This is a genomic window from Paenibacillus sp. QJM3NY_38 (assembly GCF_056173265.1).
Genome location: NZ_CM149665.1, coordinates 2,786,568 through 2,807,598 on the forward strand (window position 1 = coordinate 2,786,568; position 21,031 = coordinate 2,807,598).

Consider the following 21,031-nt stretch of genomic DNA (forward strand, 5'->3'; position numbering starts at 1 on the left):
AAAATAATAGGATGGTAGGGGTGAAGGATGAAGAAGTTCGGTTTTTTAATGTTTCTGGTTGTCATCATGATTGCGTTTCCTAAAATGGCGGATGCGAGTTCGTACAGCGCAAAGATTTACCTGGATGGCCAACAAATCAATCTGTCATCTGGCGTGAAGGTCGAGAACAATAATGGCACCGTCATGGTTCCAATCCGAGTCATTTCCGAGAATCTGGGATTTGACGTGTACTGGAACAAGGCGACCAAGACGGTAACTGTCCAAGACGGCTCGCAGACAGTAACGATGGTGATTGGGAGTCAGCAAGCTGATATCAACGGTCAGCGCGTACAAATGACCAAGGCACCTGTTCTTCGTGGCGGAACAACACTGGTTCCGATCCGGTTTGTAAGTGAGCAGATGGGCCTTCAAGTAAGATGGGATAATGCGCAGAAGTCAGTCTATCTGACCTCGTCCTACGACGGGAGTAACCCTGGTGAAGAACCCGGCGTAACTACGTCGACTGTAGACGGTATCAGTTTCAGTGAAAACAGGCTGATGGTCGCCGTTACGGGCAATGCCAAGCCGAATGTATCAAAGCTTAGCAATCCGGACCGTATCGTCATTGATATGGTGAACACGAATTTCTCGGATACGTTCAGCAGCAACGCCAGCTTTGATGACGTGATGAAGACCGGTCAGATGGACGTAACGGGATATCCGGATGTCAAATCTGTACGTTATTCCTTGTACAACAGCAATCCGATGACCGTGCGCATTGTCATTGATCTCAACTATGCCAAAAATTACACCATTTCAGGCCTTGAGAACGGATCGGGCCTATTCATTGTGGATTTGAATACGGGCTCTAACCCTGCACCTGGTGCAGGCGGGAAGAAGCTTGTGGTCATAGATGCGGGTCATGGAGACCACGATCCGGGAGCTATCGGGGTAACCAAGAAGAGGGAGAAGGATTTCAACCTCGCGATGGCGCTGAAAGTTGAGAAACTGTTGGCCAAAGAACAAAATATCGAAGTCGTTTTGACTCGCAGTAACGATACTTTCCTCGAGCTGAAGGATCGCGCAAAAATTGCGAATGATCTGAAGGCTGATGTTTTCATATCGATACATGCTAATAGCGGCCCTTCCACTGCAAGCGGAACCGAAACGTATTACTACAATGAATCTGACAAAGCGCTGGCGAATGCACTCCATAAAGAGATCGTAAAGGCTATGGGCTTAAAGGATCGCGGAGTGAGATACGGCAATTTCCATGTCATTCGCGAGACCAAAATGCCTGGCGCTCTGCTGGAAGTCGGATTCCTGAGCAACAAGACCGATGAGAGCAAGCTATTTGATCCGGCAACGCAGGATCGAGTAGCCGAGGCTATTGTCAGAGGCATCAAAGGTTATTTAAAGGTTGATTAACGATACGACAGTGAACGTGATTGCAGGAGGTGGCTACTTTTGAATAAAAAAATATGGTCGGCTGGCCTATTGGCAGCCGTAATGCTGATTGGTGCCGGTTGCGGACAGAAACCCGGAGCAGCTCCAAACGATACACCGGAGCAAATAACGCCTGCACCTGATAATCAGACAGGACAGGATCATAGTGGAACGTCGAACGGATCAGGTGGATCGTCTACGGGCAGCGGCAGCGAAGTGACAACGCCGGAAGCAAAAACAGAGAGCATCAAAGCCTATTACACGGATCCTGATTTGATGGAGCTGGTAGAAGGTACGGCCGAAATTACGTATAAGGAAGATCAAGAAAAATACGAAGCGGCCTATCAAGCATTACAAAAGAGCGATAAGGGTGATATGGTTCCCCTGTGGGAGAAAATCGGACTGAATTCGTTGAAATTTGAAAACGGAGCTCTGACGCTCGATGTGACGGTCCCGGACGAAGCTAACCTGGGTGCAGGCGGCGAGTCGTTTGCCATCGATGCGATCAAAAAAACCTTTTTCCAGTTTGACGAAGCGAAATCACTTCAAATTCTGGTGGATGGTCAGCAGACCGAATCGTTAATGGGTCATGTCGATTTGGAAAATCCGATGACTCGGTAATGATGGTTGAAGGAGATCACGATCTGCTGTCGAATATTAGTATATGATGAAGCAGTAGTTATTGAGAGGGGAAAGAAAATGGTACTTAGACACAGCAAACATGTTCATTCCAAAAAAGTGGTCTCCGCCGTCATGGCCGGACTTATAGCATTCGGAGGCGGGGCTTCGATCGTCTCGGCAGATGAAGAAGCGGCAAATGCGACAACGGCAAATGCATCCCAAACGGCCATAAACGCATTCAGTGACGTGAATGCCGGATATTGGGGAGAAAAGTATATTTATCAGTTAGCAGCACAGGGGATCGTGACCGGGAATAACGGAAAGTTTCGTCCGAACGATCCCGTAACGCAGCAGGAAGCCGTAACGATGGCGATCCGGTTCTTAAGCATGCAGGATCAATTAAGCAGCGGCGCTGCGACATTACCGACAAATATTAAAGTGAATGACTATTTTACGAAGTACGTTGAACTGGCTTTTCAGCAAAACCTGCTCGACAAGCAAAAAGAATCCGGATATACGGACGAGAAAGTCATTTGGGGCGCGCAGAAAGCATCCCGGGAATGGATAACCGAAGTCCTTGTCCGTTCCATTGGACGTACGGCGGAGGCTGATGCAGCCAAAAATAAAGCGACAGGCTTTGCGGATAACGCCAAGATATCCCCGGATCGTCTGGGTTATGTTAATATAGCGGTTGAGTTAGGTCTTGCAAAAGGCTTGAACGGCAACAAGTTCGATCCGCAAGGGGCCGTTACCCGTGCCCAGCTTGCAACGTTCCTCAGCCGGGCCCAAGCCTACATTACCACAAATTACGAGAACCAATACAAAGGTTCTATCGCTTCGATCGAGAACGGCAAGCTGGAGCTTTATGCCGATGGCAAGCTGAATTCATTCAAGCTGGATAATTCCACAGCGTATTTCACCTCGGATTCGGAGAAGAGATTGCAATTCTCGGAGATCAATCCTTACACACAAGCGGTGGTCATCGTGAATAACGGAACCGCTGCTTACGTGGAAATTACGGATTCGACCCAGCAAGTGGAGCGGTTTGACCGCACATATGCACGTTTGTCGCCGAACAACGTCATTTGGCTGGATACTGGCAGCACCTTTGAAGAGCTGAGTTACGAGCCAAGCACGGTGTTCCTGGATCAGAACGGAACCAAGATCGATCCGAAGACGCTTGCTGCCGGCAGTTTGCTTACGATTGAACGCGAAACGTACAGCCCGCAGAAGAAAATCGTTTCAATCCGCGTAAAGAGCGGCTTGGTTAACAAGACGGGAGCAGGCGTTGTTCAGAACGTGGATACGGTAAACAAAAGAGTAACCCTTAAGGATAGCACCGGTTATGAGGACACGTACACGTGGGATGATGCAACCGTCATCCGATATCAGAATCAAATTTTGGCTCCGGCTGAATTGAAGAACGGCTACACCGTGAACTTTACGGTAGAAAACAGCGTTCTGCAGACGCTGGAAGTTACGCAAAGCGTCGATCGTAGCGTGCAGGCAATGCTTTATTCCATTGAAGAGAACGGGAAGACCATCACATACAAGCGAAGTGGAAGCACGCAGCTCGAAACGAAGTATCTGGCAGAGAAGCCGGAAATTATGATAAACGGTGTGGCTAAACCTGTTCTGTCCGATTTACTCGCTGATGCCGTATCCGGTGACCAGGTAACACTGACCATTAACGGTGAGGAAAAAATTTCGAAAATCGAAGTAACGGGTCGTCAAATTGAGCAGTTGGATGCCGTTACTGTCGTAAATTACGACGGGAAGACACATTGGCTGACTGTCAAGGATGCGAACAACCAGCCTCGTGTAATCGTCTTGGATGACAAGACGAAGCTGGACTCGAGCTACGGAACCACGCTGGATAAAGTTGGACCACTGCTTGTCTCGGGACGCAAGGTAAGTGTCTCCCTGATTGGTACCCGCGTACTCTCATTAGAAGTGGTATACAAAGTTGAAGGTAAAATTAACAGCATTAACACATCCAAGCAAGTGATTTCGATTATGACCGCTAACGGTAAAGTGGAAGAAATCTCTTACTACAATAGTCCGATTGTAGAAATCTTCGGCAGATCAGGCGCATCCCTGGCAGATTTACGGATTGGTGACGAAGTGTTAGCCCAACTGTCGAACAATCAGGATTACTTACAGAGCTTAAAACTCAAAACTTCCGCACAATTTGAGGTTGTTTCAACGGAACCCACAAGGAACCGTATTCGAGTGAAAGCTAACGGCTCCACAAGCGATATTTATACCGATAAATCCATATTGACCGGCGAAACCGGACAAGCAATTCTGCTCGCTGATTTGCGTCCGGGAGCACTCGTTAATATAACGTTCCAAGGCTTAACGCCTGTAGCGGTAGCTGAAGTTAAATTGACGCTTGGCGAAGTGACAAGCGTTGATGCTTCCGCAAATGCATTGACCATGAAGGATTATTCAGGCAATAGCCAGACGTTAGGTGTAAGCGGCGGAGTTAAAGTCGTTAAGAATGGTTCAACGGCTTCGAATTTAAGCGCATTGACCTCAGGAGATCGCGTAGAGATTCGAAAGGACATTCAGGGCGTAACCATTATCCAGGTTCTGGAGAAGGTTGAACGTGCATTCTGGCAGGCAAGCAGTACGGAAATTCAAGTAAAACGTAAATCGATTAACGATAATTTCCGGTATGTATTATCCGACAAAGTATTTGTTCATCAAGGTGACACTACTTTGTCCGTGCAATCCCTTAAGGAAAATGATAATATTGTACTGTACTTAAACAACGGTGTCGTTGTTGAGATCGTAAAACAGTAAATTATCGACCTGGGATTGCTCGAGAAACACCGTCTTGATGCGGGGATTTCCGCATCAAGATTTTTTTTTGCGGGAGGGAAATCATATGAATGCGGCAACGGTACGGCATATTTTGGACACGATGGAGAGCATGTTTCCGGATGCACATTGCGAACTGCATCACAGCAATGCGTTTGAGCTGACCATCGCCGTGCTGCTGTCCGCCCAGTGCACGGATGAAACGGTTAATAAAGTAACAAAGGATCTGTTCCAGAAATACAAAACGCCTCTGGATTATGTATCGGTACCGATTGAGGAACTTGAGCAGGATATTAGGCGGATCGGTTTATACCGGAATAAGGCCAAACATATTCAGAATTTGTGCAGGATTCTGATCGAACAGTATGGCGGTGAGGTGCCGGAAGCTCATGATGAACTGGTCACATTACCTGGGGTTGGACGCAAGACAGCCAATGTCGTCGTTTCCAATGCCTTTGGTGTGCCTGCCATCGCGGTAGACACGCATGTGGAGCGGGTTTCCAAGCGACTTGGACTGGCAGCCTGGAAAGATTCCGTGCTGGAAGTGGAGAAAAAGCTGATGAAGCGGGTACCGCGTGAAGAATGGACGCTGACCCATCATCGGATCATTTTTTTCGGACGGTATCACTGTAAGGCACAAAATCCGCAATGCCCGGTATGCCCATTGCTGGATGTTTGCCGTGAAGGAAAGAAACGTATGAAAACCTTAGCAGTCAGGAAGAATAAGGAACAACTGTAAAACAGCAAGAAATAGACAAAAAAAGATTCATCTGATTCGTTGGGAACACGGTACTTTAATGAATAGCTAGCGAAATGGACATAATTGCAAGCAAGCGCAATGCTTGCCTTTGTCTCCGGATTTCTATCTTTAGCCGCATGGGTGAATGGAAATCTGGAAACAACAGTGATCAAAAGTCGGTTTTTCGCGAGGTGAAAGAGGACGGTATCCTGGATCGGCATGAGCTAAATTTAAAAGAGGATGGGATTACACATGAAATGCATCTCTGTTTACACCGACAATTTTGAATTGTTCTCAGATATTTTTGAACATGTTGTGGAGAGCCAAAGCCAGCTGAGTGAGAATGAAGAGCAAGAAGTCGAAGGCGTGACGTTCAGTCATTCCGGGGATGCTCCCGAGCATTATCTGGAGCGTATGTCGCAGAAGCCTGAAGTGGTGGTCATGCGCGATAAATCACGCGGGTTAACCATTCTGCAGCACGGAAATGTATTCGAAATTTTAATTCCGGCAGAAGAAAACACCGTTGTATCTTAAGTTCTTCAAATTTGATGTTTTAAAAAATGAGATAAACCTGGTTCTTACAGGGTGATCGAGTGTGTACTTTTACCTCATTCCTCCTGTATTTGCCGGCATTAAGAAGGTTTGGACCCATGGCAGGCAAGGAAGATCACTTCCTTGACCTGCCATTTTGCATAGATAAAGGACTGTTATATCAAGACAACGGCCGAAAATGAAATGCAATGATTCCTTTACAGTGCAAGCGGTGATAAAATAAAATGATGTGAATAGAATGTGTCAGAAATTGAGAGATCAATGGACAGGAGCGAGAAATGACATTGAAGTTGATGGCTGAGCATGAAATCGGATACAGTGTTACGGAACTAACCAGAGTTCGCGACCGTTTTTTGGAGTGGAATGACGAATCTTCCTCCGCATTGACGGAGGATTTAATACGCAAGGGTACAGGTGGTGAATTGACGCTGGCCTTCTGCGGACATTTTTCCGCAGGGAAGTCGAGCATGATTAATGCGCTTTGCGGCAAAAAGGTGCTGCCCTCGGGTCCGGTACCTACGAGTGCGAATGTGGTTACAATCCGAAGCGGTGAGCCGCGGGCGTTGATTCACCGATCTGCTGCGGAGCCTGGAGAGCCTTTAACGGTAACCATTGACGAACTTGCCGAATACTGCAAGGAGGGCCGGGAGTATTCCGCAATTGAAGTGTGGGATGATGTGCCGCTGCTTGGCGAAGATGGCGTCTTGATGGATACCCCCGGGGTTGACTCAACGGATGACGGGCACCGGCTTGCCACGCATTCTGCCCTCCATATGGCTGACATCGTTTTTTACGTCATGGATTATAATCATGTGCAGTCCGAGAGTAATCTGATGTTTGCCAAGAGTTTGTCCGATTGGGGCAAACCGCTGTACCTGATCGTAAATCAGATCGACAAGCATCGTGATGAAGAGTTGACGCTTTCTGCTTATCTGAATGACGTGAAGAAGGCGTTCGCCCAGTGGAAGATCACGTATAAGGGGCTGCTATGCACTTCGCTTAAAGCTCAGGATCATCCCTATAATCAATGGGGGCTACTAAAGTCCTTGATCGGTGAATTGATATCTCATAAGGAGCCGTTGCTGCGCTACAGCGTATCCTGCTCCATTCGTCATGCTGCCGATCAACATGTAGAGGCCTATACCAGAAGCCATCAGGAAGAGAAGGAGCGGCTGCTGGAGGAAATGGGCGGCGAGGAGGCCGCAGCGGCGATGAAAGCGCGGCTGCAGGAGCTGGAGGATCAAAAAAGAACCGTCCAGCTGCTGCCAGAGACCGTTCGCTCGGAGCTGCGCAAAGAAGCGGATGCCCTTCTGGCAAACGCCAATCTGACGCCGGCGGATGTTCGGGATTTAAGTCTGGCTTTCCTGGAAAGCCGCAAAAGCGGGTTTAAAGTCGGGTTTCTGTTCACAGGCGGCAAAACGGAGGAGGAGCGTCGGCGCCGTCTCGAGGCTTTCTATCATCGATTGGAGGAACAGACCGCATCGCAGATCGATTGGCATCTGCGTTCGCTGTTCCGTAAAAGCGTGGAACAGCATACGGAGTGGAATACCGAATGGGAGAGCCTGATGGACGCTGAGCTTCCCGGTGTGCGGGAGGATATGATTACGCGGACCGTGAATCCGGAAGCGACGGTGTCCGGTGAATACGTACTGAACTATAACCGGGAGCTGGCCGAGGAAATCAAGGGCAGCTACCGCAGGGCCGTGTTGGTGCTTGCCGACCGGCTGAAGGCGGTATTGACGGACGCTGCGGCCGTCCGTCTGCAGGACCTGGAGCGCCAGGGTGCCGAGCTCCTGGCGCAATCTGCGGCTTCCGCCAGCTATGCAGCCTTGCAGCAGGCGGAAGCCGCCCGTGCGGCCGAGCTGGCGCAGCTGCTCCCGCCGCGCACCTCCCTCACCCCCGGCCTCCTGCCGGAGGTGAGGGAGCCGGAAGGGCAGCTCGCGCCAGCGGCTGCCCAGGGCGGCACCCCGGCGGCGCAGCCGGGGCACGGGCGCACGGCGCCCCGCGCCGCCGGGGCGCAGGCGGCGGCACCGCAGCGCCGCCAGCGGCTGGATGCCGCGGCAGCCGAGCTGCGCGCGGCGGCTGCGATGCTGGCGCCGCATCCCGCGCTGGCATCGGCCGCGCGGGATATAACCGCCCGCGCGGATGCGCTTGCGGGCGGCTCGTTCACTTTGGCGCTGTTCGGTGCGTTCAGCGCCGGGAAGTCCTCCTTCGCCAATGCTCTGCTTGGCGAGTCGGTATTGCCGGTATCACCGCACCCGACAACGGCGGCGGTGAACCGGATTCTGGCACCGGCAGAAGGGAAAACCCATGGTACCGCAGACGTGCGCATGAAGAGCCGCGAGATGTGGTGGGACGATTTGAAGTACTCCTTCAGCGTGCTGGGTCTCCAAGAACCAACTCCGAGCAATTGGCGAAGCGTCGCAGAAGCATTGAATCCGGCCGGTATTCATCCGGCAGGCTTGCCGCATTATGGGTTTCTGAAGGCCGCGGCTGCCGGCTTTGATATGATGGAGACCAAACTGGGTATAACAGAAACCGTAGAGCTGGCGGAATATCGGGGCTATGTGGCCGACGAAACCAAATCCTGTTTTGTCGACGGGATCGATCTGTATTACAGCTGTCCGATGACAGAGCAGGGGATCGTGCTGGTGGATACGCCTGGAGCCGATTCCCTTCATGCCCGGCACACGGGCGTAACGTTCAATTATATTAAAAATGCGGACGCTATCGTATACGTAACGTATTACAACCATGCTTTCTCCAAAGCGGATCGGCAATTCCTGTCCCAGCTGGGCAGGGTTAAAGACAGCTTTGCGCTGGATAAAATGTTTTTTATCGTCAATGCCGCAGATCTTGCACAATCCGAAGAGGAGCTGGATGAGGTGGTGAAGCATGTTCGTACCAACCTGACGTCCAGCGGGGTAGGCAGCCCGCATATCTTCCCTGTTTCCAGTTTGGCAGCGCTGGATAGTAAGCTATATGGGGATGAAGCGAAATTGAAGGAATCGGGGTTCCCTGTATTCGAAGATGCGCTTAGCCGATTTGCGGTTGAAGAGCTGCCAAGGCTTTCAGAGCGCGCCGGTTATGATGAACTGGCTTCGGTGAGGGATCGAATCAGAGCTTGGGCCGATATGGCAGCCCAGGATGAGACCACGCGCGAGCGTAAAATCGTGGAGCTGGAAGAGGTTCACACACGAGCCTTATCCCGTCTTGCGGCTTTATCGGAGTTTAACATGTCCCGTGATATCGCGCAGGAAAGCAGCGAGCTGCTGTTTCATGTACGGCAGCGGCTGGATTATGCCATGAACCGTTTCTTTCAGGAGTCGTTTAATCCTTCCGTGCTTCGGGAGGACGCAGGTCACCTGAAATCGGCCTTTGCGGCTTGCGGGCGTGATTTGATGCGGACGATGTCCATGGAGCTGGATCAGGAGCTATGGGCAACAACGCTTCGATTAGAGATGGCCGGTCGCAAATTAACCGAAGACGCAGCGCTTAAAGCGGCAGCGGATATCAACGATATGGCCGAGGGCTTATCCCTCGCCATCCGGCGGGATAAAGACTGGTCACCGCCGGAGCTGGAAGAAACGGAATTGCAAATACAGGGGGATTGGTTGTCCTTCTGGTCGACCTTTAAGAACCCGAAGCATTTCTTTGAGGGCAGCGGAAGCTCCAAGCTTCGAGAAGCGGCAGAGCCGAAGGTGAAGGAAGCCGTGGCGAGTGTGGTGAGCATTCGGGAAGAGCAGCTGACGGACCACTATGTTCGAATGAGTGTACGTTCATTGCAGCATCATGTATCGGTGTTGGAGGAACAGCTGAAGGAATCCATGGCTGCCATCCTCGGTTCGCTGCAGGACGGTCAATCTCCGTTGATGTGGAGTAAGCTGGCGGATGAGCTGGAAGCTATGATTCAGGCGGCTCGGTAATAGCGGATCTTATGCCATAACATGTGCACACACAACGAAAGGTAAAGATGTTGGAGTCTGAAGCTTCCATACGAATAACGATGTTATGCAGGTCTAAACTCCAATCGCATACTTTTCCATCCAAGGGCGTCCCATATGCCATCCTGGCGGGGCGTCTTTTTTCCTATGCTCGTTCGGGTGGATAAAGGTCAAGAGGATGGTATGACGTATTTTAATCTGCTACAACGTTCGCCACTGGGGTGAAAACGGCTTAGGATTTTACCCTTTTTCAAGCATGTTCAAAAAAGTCGGAAATCATGGATGAAGCCTGATGGTTGAAGGGACTGACAATGTGATTATATCCCCTAGTATTAATGAGAATTTCCGATGATTTCATTATGAAACAAAGATAAGTTATACTATTTGCCCCCTTTAGGTCCTTTTGGCTCATTTATGGCGGTTTTCCCTCTTTGCCGCGGGTTCAGGTCGATGATAAACTTCATAAATGCTACATAACCTGAACGAAAATAATCCAAAGGAGGATAAACATGAATGTTCTCAGGCAACTGCAGGGCTTCTTTTGGGAGAAACGAAGTTATCTTTTTCTTTCCATGCTGTGTCTGGCGATTGCAACCGCTTTAGGACTTGTCTATCCGCATCTGTTAAAAGTGCTGATTGACGATGCAATCAAGCTGGAGAATTACGGTATCGTACCGCAGCTGGCACTCACTGTGCTGGGTGTGGTCATCCTTAAAGCTTTCATGCAGTTTTTGCACGGATTTTTTGGGGGGAGGCTGGGGAACTACCTGGCTTATGCGCTACGAAACGCCTGCTATGAAAAATTGCAATTTCTATCGTTCCGTTACTATGATACGGCTCGGACCGGGGATTTGATGTCACGGCTGACGGGCGATTTGGAAGCGATCCGAATGTTTATCGGCTTCGGTTTTGCGCAGCTGCTCAATCTGGTATTGATGGTGACTTTCGGTTCCATTATGATGTTTACCATTAGCTGGAAATTGACGCTCGTAACTTTGGTAGCGATGCCATTTTTGGTTGTGGCGGCTCTAAAGTTCGAATCCAAGATCCATCCGGCGTTCCAGGAGATGCGTCTGGCACTAAGCTCGCTGACGACCGCGGTTCAGGAGAATATCACGGGTGTTCGTACCGTAAAGTCTTTTGCTCGCGAGCCTCACGAAGTGGTGAAATTCTCCGAACGGAATGAGCGTTACAAAACCAACCAGATATTTGCCTCTTCACTATGGGCCCGTTATTTCCCGATGATGGAGCTCTTTGCGAATATCAGTGTCGTCATTTTGCTAGCCGTCGGCGGAGCGATGGTCATCCAAGGTTCCATGACGGTAGGGGAACTGGCAGCTTTCTTTACTTTGATCTGGTACATAATCGGCCCGCTTTGGGGAATCGGGTTTCACATTAATAACTACACGCAGTCCAAGGCATCGGGTGAACGGGTGCTGGAGCTGCTGAATCAGCCGATTGATGTCGAAGACCGTGAACGTGCGGTAGATTTGGTGCCAAGCGAGGTGAAGGGTCATGTCGTATTTGATAATGTCACCTTTGCTTACGGTAACAAGATGGCAGCCGTCAAAGATATTAATTTGGATGCTCGTCCCGGCTCCGTGATCGGCCTGCTTGGCGGAACGGGGTCTGGTAAATCGACCATTATCCAGCTCTTGATGCATGCCTACAATGTGAATCAGGGGAGCATCAAACTAGACGGCATGAACATTAATGATATAAAGATCCGGAGTCTGCGCAGCCAGATTGCCACGGTCTTTCAGGAGACCTTCTTGTTCTCGTCCAGCATCCGCAACAATATTTCTTACGGCATGAAGGACGTTAGCATAGAAGAAATCATCCGTGTTGCCAAGCTGGCCAAAGCCCATGACTTTATTATGGAAATGAAGGATGGTTACGATACCATTGTCGGCGAACGGGGGATGGGACTCTCCGGCGGACAGAAGCAGCGGATTGCGATCGCACGAGCCCTTCTGAAAGATCCGAAAATCCTGATCCTGGATGATGCCACCAGTGCTGTAGATATGGAAACCGAGCATGAAATTCAGTCCGGTTTCCAGGAAGTCATGAACGGCAGAACGACCTTTATTATCGCTCACCGGATTTCTTCCTTGCGTCATGCGGATGAAATTCTCGTTCTGGATGAGGGAAGAGTTGTGCAGCGCGGCAAGCATAACGATTTGATTGCAGTGCCGGGGCCTTATCAGGATGTATACAAAATACAATATGCGGACCTTATTGCGAAGCAAGCTCAAGCAGGAGGCACGCAAGGGCAGGTGCAAGCATGAACGCCAATGTAAATACAGAACCGCATCAAAAGCAAAAGATTCCGAGGCCGCGGAAGCCTTCGGAAGAAACGAATGAACGTTTTGTCTACAAGGACGACGATGCGATTGAAAAGCCGTTTAACTGGGCGCAGCTGACGCGTCTGATCTCGTATATGAAACCTTACGCCAAACAGATTCTCCCGTTGATCGGCCTTATGATGGTCATCGGTACCATAACGAAGCTGGCCATTCCGTTCTTGACCAGTTTGGCAATCGACCAGGCCATTGACCCGAGGGATGGCAACCCGAGCTTAACCCTATTGTATCAGATTACAATCGCGGTTCTTGCGATGTATATCATTCAATGGGTTGCGGGGATATTCCGTATCAAATTTACGAATATCATCGGACAGCGGGTCATTTATGACCTGCGAGCAGATCTGTTCCAGCACATTCAGCGCTTGTCCTTCAATTTCTTCGACAAGCGTCCGGCTGGATCTGTGCTGGTCCGGGTTACGAATGATGTTAACTCCCTGCAGGATTTGTTTACCAACGGGGTTGTCAACCTGATCATCGACTGCGTGCAGTTAGTAGGTATTGTCGTTATTCTTTTGTTAATAAACTGGAAGCTCGGTCTTGCTGTTATTGTCACGGTACCGATCATGTTCTTCATCTCGACGAAACTCCGTGTACGCATCCGGCGTGCATGGCAGGATGTACGGATTCGGAACTCGCGGATAAACTCTCACTTGAATGAATCGATTCAGGGGATCCGCGTAACCCAAGCTTACACGCAAGAAGAAGAGAATATGAAGTTCTTTGATAACATGAACATGGACAGCAAAAAGTCCTGGGATAAAGCGTCCGCCATGAACCAAGGGTTTGGGCCTCTTATCGAAATTACCGGTGGTTTCGGTTCATTGATCTTGTTCTGGCTCGGTGCCGTGTTGATCCAGCAAGGCGAGCTCACCATCGGTCTGTTAATTGCCTTCACCCAATATGTCGGAAACTTCTGGGAGCCGATCAACCGGCTTGGCCAAATGTATAATCAATTGCTTGTCGCCATGGCTTCCTCTGAACGCATATTTGAGTTCATTGACGAGAAGCCGAGCATTGATGATCAGCCCGGGGCGAAGAAATTGCCAACGATTAAAGGGGACATCAAGCTGGAGAATGTGGTGTTCGAATACGAAAAAGGACGTCAGGCTCTCAAAGGGATCAATTTGAATGTAAAGGCAGGCCAGTCGATTGCGCTTGTCGGTCATACCGGATCAGGCAAGAGTACCATCATTAATCTGCTCAGCCGATTCTATGATATTACCGAAGGTAAGCTAACGATTGACGGATACGATATCCAATCGGTGACGGTGGAAAGCCTCCGCAATCAGATTGGCATCGTGCTGCAGGATACCTTTATATTCTCCGGCACGATTCGCGATAATATCCGGTTTGGCCGTCTGGATGCGACCAATGAGGAGATTGAGGATGTAGCCAAGGCGGTCGGCGCCCATGAATTCATCGTTCAGATGCCGGGCGGTTACGATACCGAGGTTGAAGAACGCGGGAATATGCTGTCTATGGGTCAACGGCAGCTGCTGTCCTTTGCCAGGGCGCTCCTTGCCGATCCGCGGATTCTGATTCTGGATGAAGCAACGGCGAGTATCGATACCGAGACGGAGTTGAAAATTCAGGAAGCTCTTAAAGTGCTGCTTCAGGGCCGAACCTCCTTCATCGTGGCGCACCGTTTGTCAACGATCCGCCATGCCGATCATATCGTCGTGCTGGATCACGGGAAGATTATCGAAGAAGGAAATCACAGCCAGCTTATGCAGAAGCAGGGTACGTACCATGGGTTGATTGAAGCGCAATACCGATTTTTGTAAAAACGGCTTAACAAAGGTTTAACAAAACCGACACAAATGTAAAAAAAATGTCGCTTGATACTTGCAATCTTCTTCATAAACTTACAAAATAGAAGTAGAGTTTACTCAGAATTCATAGAAGAAGGGAAGCATGAGGGTATAATGAGCATCGAAAGCGTATTATCTGCGCCTGCACTGCTGATTCGAAACTTTGAGAAGAATGATTTGGAAGCTGTCACATCCTTGATGCGCGAACTGAATTATCCGACCACGCTGAATGTCATGCGTGAACGGATGGAAGCGATGAACGACAATCCTTTGTACGGCAATCTGATTGCTGAAGTTGATGGTGTTGTTGTTGGTATGATCATGCTTCGTCAAGTCAAATCCTTCACTATGACCGAACCGGTCACTCAAATTACTTCGGTTATTGTAACCTCAAGCTACCGCGGCCAAGGAATTGGCAAAAGATTGATTCGCGGTGCAGAGACATGGGGAAGACAGCATGGTAGCCACCTCTTGTTTCTCACAAGCGGCAACCGGGAAGAACTTGCTCCCGCACATGCATTTTATGAGCATATTGGATTTGAAAAGGCTGGATATCAGTTTAGTAAAAAGCTGTAGTCCTGGGTCTTTTCATGAACCCATCCCATTTTTGGGATGGGTTTTTTCTTGTTATGGCCTAAAACTCGATTGATAGACCACCGATTTAAAAGGAGATCTATCGCTTGAATCAGGCAGCGATCACTACATATGATCTGGGACTAGTGCCGACTTGATCACTTATGTATAGGTAGGAATTCAAGGTCGCTTTTCCAACAATTGTAGGATTGCCCAAGGTATCAAATGTGTTACAATGTGTTCGTACGAGATTACAAAAATGTAACTATTGTTTGATCGTCCAGCACCCATGAAAGTCATCTTAGAACGGGCGGTCAAGCAAACTCACAACTATGAGCATAGGAGATGAGCATTTATGAACAACCATTGGATAAAGAAAATCGCAGGCGGCAGCATTGCTGCTGTACTGGCTGTCGGTATCATGCTGCCTACTACGGCATCCGCAGCACCTGCTGAGAGTAATAATTATGTGAACTGGCAGCAAAAGATCCAGAAATTCCTGGAGAGCCAAGGTTTTGAATCACAGTTTAAATGGGTGGTTCAGAAGCCGCAAACGGAAAAACCTCAGGCAGACAAACCTGTTGAGACTCCGCAAACCAGCAAGCCAGAAACCACTAAACCAGAAGTGACGCAACCTGAAACCAGCAAACCGGAAACAAGCAAGCCTGAGACTAGCACTCCATCTACAAAACCGTCCCAGCCTGCGGGTACAACGGAACAATCGAATTTTGCTTCCGAGGTTGTCACATTGGTGAACAAAGAACGTGCGAATGCAGGTCTGAAGCCGCTCACGGTCCATGCTAAGCTAACAACCGTAGCGCTGGATAAAGCGAAGGATATGAGTAATAACAATTACTTCAGCCACACTTCACCGACACATGGTTCGCCATTTGATATGATGAAAGCTTACGGTATTTCTTACGGCTATGCCGGCGAGAATATCGCTAAAGGACAACGTACGCCTCAAGAAGTAATGAACTCCTGGATGAACAGCCAAGGTCATCGTGAAAACATCCTGTCTCCGAATTTCACCATGATCGGTGTTGGATACTATAACGGATATTGGGTTCAAGAGTTCATCAGTCAATAAGCACTTATCTTGTTTCATATGAAAAGGCTGCCCCGGTCACGCATCCAAAGATTGCGTCCGGGGCAGTCTTCTTTGCGTGTTTTGATTTGCAAATTTTATATAGAAGTCTTAAGGTAATGTAATGAGGAATTTAGTAGGGGGAATGTCATGAAATCATCTGCATGGATATGGCGAATCACTGCCTCCGTGTCGGTTATTGTAACGATTGTGCTCATTATCGGTTTTATGTATGCGTTCAAAGATATTAATGATCCGCAAGGACAGCCTTTGCTGACCGGTGGCGGATCCGAGGCGTCCGAAGAAGAGACAGCGCCGGAGCAGCCGGGGAGCGATCCGTCACAACCGGTTTTGCCCCATGATTTAAAGGTAACTGCGATTGGAGATTCACTGGCCAAGGGAACAGGGGACAATACCGGGAGCGGTTTTGTCCGCCGGAGCGTGGATCAATTAAACGGCGATGGACGAACAGCGAGCCTGCTGGCAAACCTGGCCATAAACGGAATGACTACCGAAGCACTGCTTCCCAAGCTGGACGACAAGGGAATACAGTATGCCTTGAAGCAAGCCAATGTGATTATGCTTTCGATCGGAGGCAATGATATATTTCAAGGCAGCGGGCTGATGGACGGGGCGGCGGATTCCGATGAGTTGGAGCTCGAACCTGCCAAACTGATGGCCGCATTGCCGCAGGCCTCTGAACGACTGCAGGCGATTCTGGAGAAGATTCGCGCCATTAATCCGGATGCCCGAATCGTTTATATCGGTCTCTATCATCCTTTTTCCGATTTGGAGGATTTGCTCATACCCGGGAATATCGTGGTCTCTGCCTGGAATCATTCGGTCATGGAGATTGTGAACCGGGATCCCAATATGACATTGGTCCCTACGTTCGATCTGTTTCAGCACAAGCTGGGCGAGTATCTGTCCTCGGACCATTTTCATCCGAACGGGGCAGGATATCAGGCTATAGCGGATCGAATTGTAGAGGGTATGCTCTAGGCATGATGAGGATGTCATATGGGGAGTTGGAAAACGATGAATGAACAAGCTCAAGAAATCGTGCTATCTGTCCAGCATGTAAAAAAGAAAATCGGTCGAAAATGGATTATACATGATGTCTCGTTCGACGTGCGCGCAGGCGAAATTTTCGGGTTCTTGGGGCCGAACGGGGCAGGAAAGACGACCACGATCCGGATGCTGGTGGATCTGATCAAACCGACCTCCGGCAGGATCGAGGTTTGCGGTTATGATGTGAACCGCCAGCAGGAGCAGGCGCTGCGTTATATCGGTTCCATCGTGGAGAATCCTGAAATGTATTCATATATGACGGGGTGGGAAAATCTTGAGCATTTTGCGCGAATGCAGCCCGGCATTGACCAGCAGCGAATACAGGAAGTTGTGGATACGGTGAGATTGGATCGAAGAATTCACGACAAGGTGAGCACGTATTCTCTGGGAATGCGGCAGCGGCTTGGGATAGCCCAAGCCCTGCTCGGCAGACCGAGGCTGCTCATTCTTGACGAGCCGACAAACGGTCTTGATCCGAAAGGGATCAAAGAGATGCGGCAGTTCATCCATCGATTAGCCGAGGAAGGATTGGCTGTTTTTGTCTCGAGTCATCTGCTGAGCGAAATCCAGCTATTATGCGATCGCGTGGCGATCATCAGCAGCGGAAGAGTGCTTGCGGTTGGCGAGGTCGAAGAATTGATTGCCGGCAACAGCGATCATGTGATCTGGGATCTGAATCCCGCCGTGCAAGGAAAACGAATATTGCAAAAGCTGGATTATTGCCACATTGTCGAGCGCCCCGAAGACGTGCTCGACGATAATTTGCTCGCAGGCATGTCTCCGGATGCTGTTGTGACCCGTATGAGCACTACATACACGTCAAGAGCTGTGGAACGGCTGGTGGCCGCGGGAGTACAGGTCCGGGAGGTTCATCGGATCAATCCTACGCTGGAGCAGCTGTTCCTGCAGATGACGGAGGGTGAGAGTATTGATTAACCTGTTGCCCCTGATCAAAAACGAGTGCATCAAAATTATCAAACGAAAGCGGTTTTATGTTGTCCTGCTCGTTCTTCTTGTTCTGGTTCCCATGTTTACTTATGCCCAGATGAAGTCAGCTGAACGGAGCCGGGAGAAGTTCAACAGTGATTGGCGGCTTGAACTTCAGCAGCGAATCACGGATAATGAGAATTCGCTAAGCAGTGACAGGGTGCCGGATGAATGGAAACGATACAGGCAAATCTTTATTCAGCAAATGCAGTATTATTTGCAGCATGATGTGAATCCTAATCAACCAAACGGGGTTACGTTTACACGGGAATTTTTGAATAATGCGATATCCCTGTTTATTCCGCTGCTCATTATGGCGATCGCCTCGGATATCGTCTCCGGTGAACGGACGACCGGCACCATCAAAATGCTGCTGACAAGGCCTGTGAAGCGATGGAAGGTGCTGCTCAGCAAACTGATCGCCTTGATCATGTTTACGTCTCTTATTGTCGTTTCCACCTTTGTCATAGCCTATCTGATTTCCGGTCTAGCCTTCGGATACAAGGGATTTGACATACCGGTATTCACGGGATTCCAAATTGTTGGGTCTGATGTGGATATGTCCGGCGTTCATGCTGTCCCACAGTGGAAGTATTTGCTGATGCAGGGTGGATTGGTATGGTTTGTCGGCGTATGCGTCGGTATGCTTGCCTTTATGGTGTCCGTGCTGGTTCGAAGCACGGCGGCGAGCATTGTGATTATGATGGCCGCATTGATTGCCGGAAATATTCTGACGAATATGGCATCGGCCTGGAGCAGCGCGAAATATTTGTTCATGGTAAACCTCAATTTAACGAATTATTTAGCAGGCAATTTGCCGCCAATTGAGGGGATGACTTTGAATTTTTCCCTTGCCGTATTGGCCGTCTGGGCCATTTGTGCGGTTATTGTTTCATTCAGTGTCTTTACGAGAAGGGATATCTTGAATTAAAATGGACAAAGCATGAAACATTTGTTTGCATTTTTTAGGGAACAGCGTTCTTCTAAAATATTGAAATGTAGAAATAGAAATACACGAGATACGTGAAATTGAAGGAGGAGCATGAATGGTCGAACAGATCGATATGTTTGCAGAGTCATCGAAGAACGGCGGTAACAACCGTTCAGGATACGATGCTGACGACATTCAAGTGCTCGAAGGCCTCGTTGCGGTGCGCAAACGGCCAGGCATGTACATAGGGAGCACAAGCTCGTCAGGCTTGCATCATCTGGTATGGGAAATTGTGGACAACGCCGTAGACGAGCATTTGGCCAAGTACTGCTCGAGAATTGAAATTACATTGCATAAAGACGGGTCCGCGACGGTATACGACAACGGACGCGGTATTCCAACCGGAATGCACAAGACAGGCATCCCCACCCCGCAGGTTGTATTTACGATTTTGCATGCCGGCGGTAAATTCGGTGGTTCCGGATATAAGAAGTCCGGCGGTCTTCATGGCGTTGGCGCATCCGTAACCAATGCGCTGTCCGAGTGGCTGGAGGTGGAAATTTACCGTGACGGTAAAATTCATCGCCAACGATTTGAATACTGGCAGGACAAAAAAGGAAAAGAGCATGTCGGGGAACCTGTAACGGGTCTTGAGGTGCTTGGCAATACGAACAAAACAGGGACGAAGATTACGTTTAAACCGGATGCGCGCGTGTTTACCGCGGGAACACATCTGAATTACGACACACTAGCAGAGCGCTTACAGGAAATTGCCTTCTTGAACTCCGGACTCCGGATTGTATTGAAAGACGAGCGCAGCGGCAACGGGGAAGAGTTTTTCTATGAAGGCGGCGCAAGCCAGTTCGTTCAGTTCCTGAATGAAGGCAAGGACGTGCTCCATGATGTGATCCATTTTTATGCGGAGAAGGATGATATCGAAGTTGAAATCGCCCTTCAATATAATGCGGGATATACCGAAACGCTGGCTTCTTTCGTTAACTCCATCCCGACGCGCGGGGGTGGTACGCATGAGACGGGCTTTAAGACAGCTTACACCCGTGTCATGAATGATTATGCCCGCAAGAACAATCTTTTGAAGGAAAAGGACAAGAACCTGGAAGGCAATGATCTTCGGGAAGGCATGATGACCGTGATCAGCGTCAAGATGGCTGAGGTCGAATTTGTCGGACAGACCAAGGACCAGCTGGGAAGCGCTTCTGCGCGCAGTGCGGTTGACAGCATTGTCACCGAGAAGATGCAAATCTTCCTCGAGGAGAATCCGCAGATCGCACAAACGCTGCTGAAGAAGGCCATCCAGGCTTCCAAAGCGCGTGAAGCGGCCCGTAAAGCAAGGGATGAGATGCGCACCGGCAAGAAGCGCAGCGAAAGCTCCAATCTGGGCGGCAAGCTGACGCCTGCGCAGTCCAAAGACTTTACGCGAACCGAATTGTTTATAGTCGAAGGGGACTCCGCTGGCGGTTCTGCGAAGCAGGGACGGGATTCGAAAATCCAGGCTATACTGCCTCTTAAAGGGAAACCGATGAATCCGGAGAAATCGAAGCTGGCCGACATCCTGAAGAATGATGAATACCGAGCGATTGTATCTGCCATTGGTGCAGGGATCGGTACGGAGTTTACCGCCGGGGACAGCAATTATTCGAAAATCATCATCATGACGGATGCGGATACGGATGGCGCTCATATTCAGGTGCTGCTGCTTACGTTCTTCTACAGATACATGAAACCGTTGATTGATGAAGGCCGCGTCTACCTTGCGCAGCCTCCACTGTATAAAATCGCCAGCAAATCCGGGAAGCTGGAAACCGTTCGGTATGCCTGGACGGATGAGCAGCTGGCTAACTATTTGAAGGAATTCAAAAACTTCGAGCTGCAGCGTTACAAAGGTCTGGGCGAGATGAACCCGGAGCAATTATGGGAAACAACGATGAACCCGGAAACACGGACATTGCTGCAGGTACAAATCGATGATGCTGCCAAAGCGGAGCGTCGCGTGTCTACGCTGATGGGAGATAAAGTAGATCCCCGCAAACGGTGGATCGTAGAAAATGTAAACTTCGCAGAGTTTGAGGAATAGAAG

The 21,031-nt window shown here is 49.5% G+C and carries 14 protein-coding genes; all 14 read left to right on the forward strand.

Annotated elements, in window-relative coordinates; all coding sequences use genetic code 11:
- Positions 1 to 27 precede the first annotated feature (27 nt).
- The gene (locus AC0VZ8_RS12665; protein WP_071218344.1) at positions 28 to 1,407 is read left to right on the forward strand and encodes an N-acetylmuramoyl-L-alanine amidase family protein; all 1,380 of its coding nucleotides are present in this window, start codon (positions 28 to 30) and stop codon (positions 1,405 to 1,407) included.
- A 39-nt stretch (positions 1,408 to 1,446) separates the two neighbouring features.
- Entirely contained in the window at positions 1,447 to 2,046 is a 600-nt protein-coding gene (locus AC0VZ8_RS12670) for a GerMN domain-containing protein (RefSeq protein ID WP_475487047.1), read from the forward strand.
- A gap of 78 nt (positions 2,047 to 2,124) precedes the next feature.
- Positions 2,125 to 4,854 (forward strand): S-layer homology domain-containing protein, encoded by a 2,730-nt coding sequence (locus AC0VZ8_RS12675; RefSeq protein WP_475487048.1) that lies wholly within the window; start codon positions 2,125 to 2,127, stop codon positions 4,852 to 4,854.
- A gap of 85 nt (positions 4,855 to 4,939) precedes the next feature.
- Entirely contained in the window at positions 4,940 to 5,611 is a 672-nt protein-coding gene (gene nth / locus AC0VZ8_RS12680) for an endonuclease III (RefSeq protein WP_260069212.1), read from the forward strand.
- A gap of 252 nt (positions 5,612 to 5,863) precedes the next feature.
- A complete protein-coding gene (locus AC0VZ8_RS12685; protein WP_006209564.1) occupies positions 5,864 to 6,145 on the forward strand; it encodes a hypothetical protein in 282 nt (93 codons plus the stop codon).
- 296 nt (positions 6,146 to 6,441) lie between these two features.
- Positions 6,442 to 10,089 (forward strand): dynamin family protein, encoded by a 3,648-nt coding sequence (locus AC0VZ8_RS12690; protein ID WP_475487049.1) that lies wholly within the window; start codon positions 6,442 to 6,444, stop codon positions 10,087 to 10,089.
- 527 nt (positions 10,090 to 10,616) lie between these two features.
- Positions 10,617 to 12,395, forward strand: a complete 1,779-nt coding sequence (locus AC0VZ8_RS12695) for an ABC transporter ATP-binding protein (RefSeq protein WP_475487050.1) — start codon at positions 10,617 to 10,619, stop codon at positions 12,393 to 12,395.
- Entirely contained in the window at positions 12,392 to 14,257 is a 1,866-nt protein-coding gene (locus AC0VZ8_RS12700) for an ABC transporter ATP-binding protein (RefSeq protein WP_475487051.1), read from the forward strand. The genes AC0VZ8_RS12695 and AC0VZ8_RS12700 overlap by 4 nt, the downstream gene beginning before the upstream one ends.
- A gap of 141 nt (positions 14,258 to 14,398) precedes the next feature.
- Positions 14,399 to 14,860, forward strand: coding sequence for a GNAT family N-acetyltransferase (locus tag AC0VZ8_RS12705; protein ID WP_071218337.1), 462 nt, complete (start codon positions 14,399 to 14,401; stop codon positions 14,858 to 14,860).
- A gap of 352 nt (positions 14,861 to 15,212) precedes the next feature.
- Positions 15,213 to 15,947, forward strand: coding sequence for a CAP domain-containing protein (locus AC0VZ8_RS12710; RefSeq protein ID WP_475487052.1), 735 nt, complete (start codon positions 15,213 to 15,215; stop codon positions 15,945 to 15,947).
- Between the two features lie 147 nt (positions 15,948 to 16,094).
- A complete protein-coding gene (locus AC0VZ8_RS12715; protein WP_071218335.1) occupies positions 16,095 to 16,946 on the forward strand; it encodes a GDSL-type esterase/lipase family protein in 852 nt (283 codons plus the stop codon).
- A 36-nt stretch (positions 16,947 to 16,982) separates the two neighbouring features.
- Positions 16,983 to 17,951: an ABC transporter ATP-binding protein gene (locus AC0VZ8_RS12720; protein WP_475487053.1), complete on the forward strand. Its 969-nt coding sequence runs from the start codon at positions 16,983 to 16,985 to the stop codon at positions 17,949 to 17,951.
- The gene (locus AC0VZ8_RS12725; RefSeq protein ID WP_475487054.1) at positions 17,944 to 18,933 is read left to right on the forward strand and encodes an ABC transporter permease; all 990 of its coding nucleotides are present in this window, start codon (positions 17,944 to 17,946) and stop codon (positions 18,931 to 18,933) included. Before AC0VZ8_RS12720 ends, AC0VZ8_RS12725 begins: the two co-directional genes overlap by 8 nt.
- A gap of 115 nt (positions 18,934 to 19,048) precedes the next feature.
- On the forward strand, positions 19,049 to 21,028 hold the full coding sequence (gene parE, locus AC0VZ8_RS12730) for a DNA topoisomerase IV subunit B (RefSeq protein WP_071218333.1): 1,980 nt from the start codon (positions 19,049 to 19,051) through the stop codon (positions 21,026 to 21,028).
- Positions 21,029 to 21,031 lie beyond the last annotated feature (3 nt).

Bases quoted from the DNA above. Each gene is read 5' to 3' on its own strand.
- AC0VZ8_RS12665 (WP_071218344.1), top strand. From the start codon at position 28: ATGAAGAAGTTCGGTTTTTTAATGTTTCTGGTTGTCATCATGATTGCG.
- AC0VZ8_RS12675 (WP_475487048.1), top strand. From the start codon at position 2,125: ATGGTACTTAGACACAGCAAACATGTTCATTCCAAAAAAGTGGTCTCC.
- nth (WP_260069212.1), top strand. From the start codon at position 4,940: ATGAATGCGGCAACGGTACGGCATATTTTGGACACGATGGAGAGCATG.
- AC0VZ8_RS12685 (WP_006209564.1), top strand. From the start codon at position 5,864: ATGAAATGCATCTCTGTTTACACCGACAATTTTGAATTGTTCTCAGAT.
- AC0VZ8_RS12690 (WP_475487049.1), top strand. From the start codon at position 6,442: ATGACATTGAAGTTGATGGCTGAGCATGAAATCGGATACAGTGTTACG.
- AC0VZ8_RS12695 (WP_475487050.1), top strand. From the start codon at position 10,617: ATGAATGTTCTCAGGCAACTGCAGGGCTTCTTTTGGGAGAAACGAAGT.
- AC0VZ8_RS12700 (WP_475487051.1), top strand. From the start codon at position 12,392: ATGAACGCCAATGTAAATACAGAACCGCATCAAAAGCAAAAGATTCCG.
- AC0VZ8_RS12705 (WP_071218337.1), top strand. From the start codon at position 14,399: ATGAGCATCGAAAGCGTATTATCTGCGCCTGCACTGCTGATTCGAAAC.
- AC0VZ8_RS12710 (WP_475487052.1), top strand. From the start codon at position 15,213: ATGAACAACCATTGGATAAAGAAAATCGCAGGCGGCAGCATTGCTGCT.
- AC0VZ8_RS12715 (WP_071218335.1), top strand. From the start codon at position 16,095: ATGAAATCATCTGCATGGATATGGCGAATCACTGCCTCCGTGTCGGTT.
- AC0VZ8_RS12720 (WP_475487053.1), top strand. From the start codon at position 16,983: ATGAATGAACAAGCTCAAGAAATCGTGCTATCTGTCCAGCATGTAAAA.
- parE (WP_071218333.1), top strand. From the start codon at position 19,049: ATGGTCGAACAGATCGATATGTTTGCAGAGTCATCGAAGAACGGCGGT.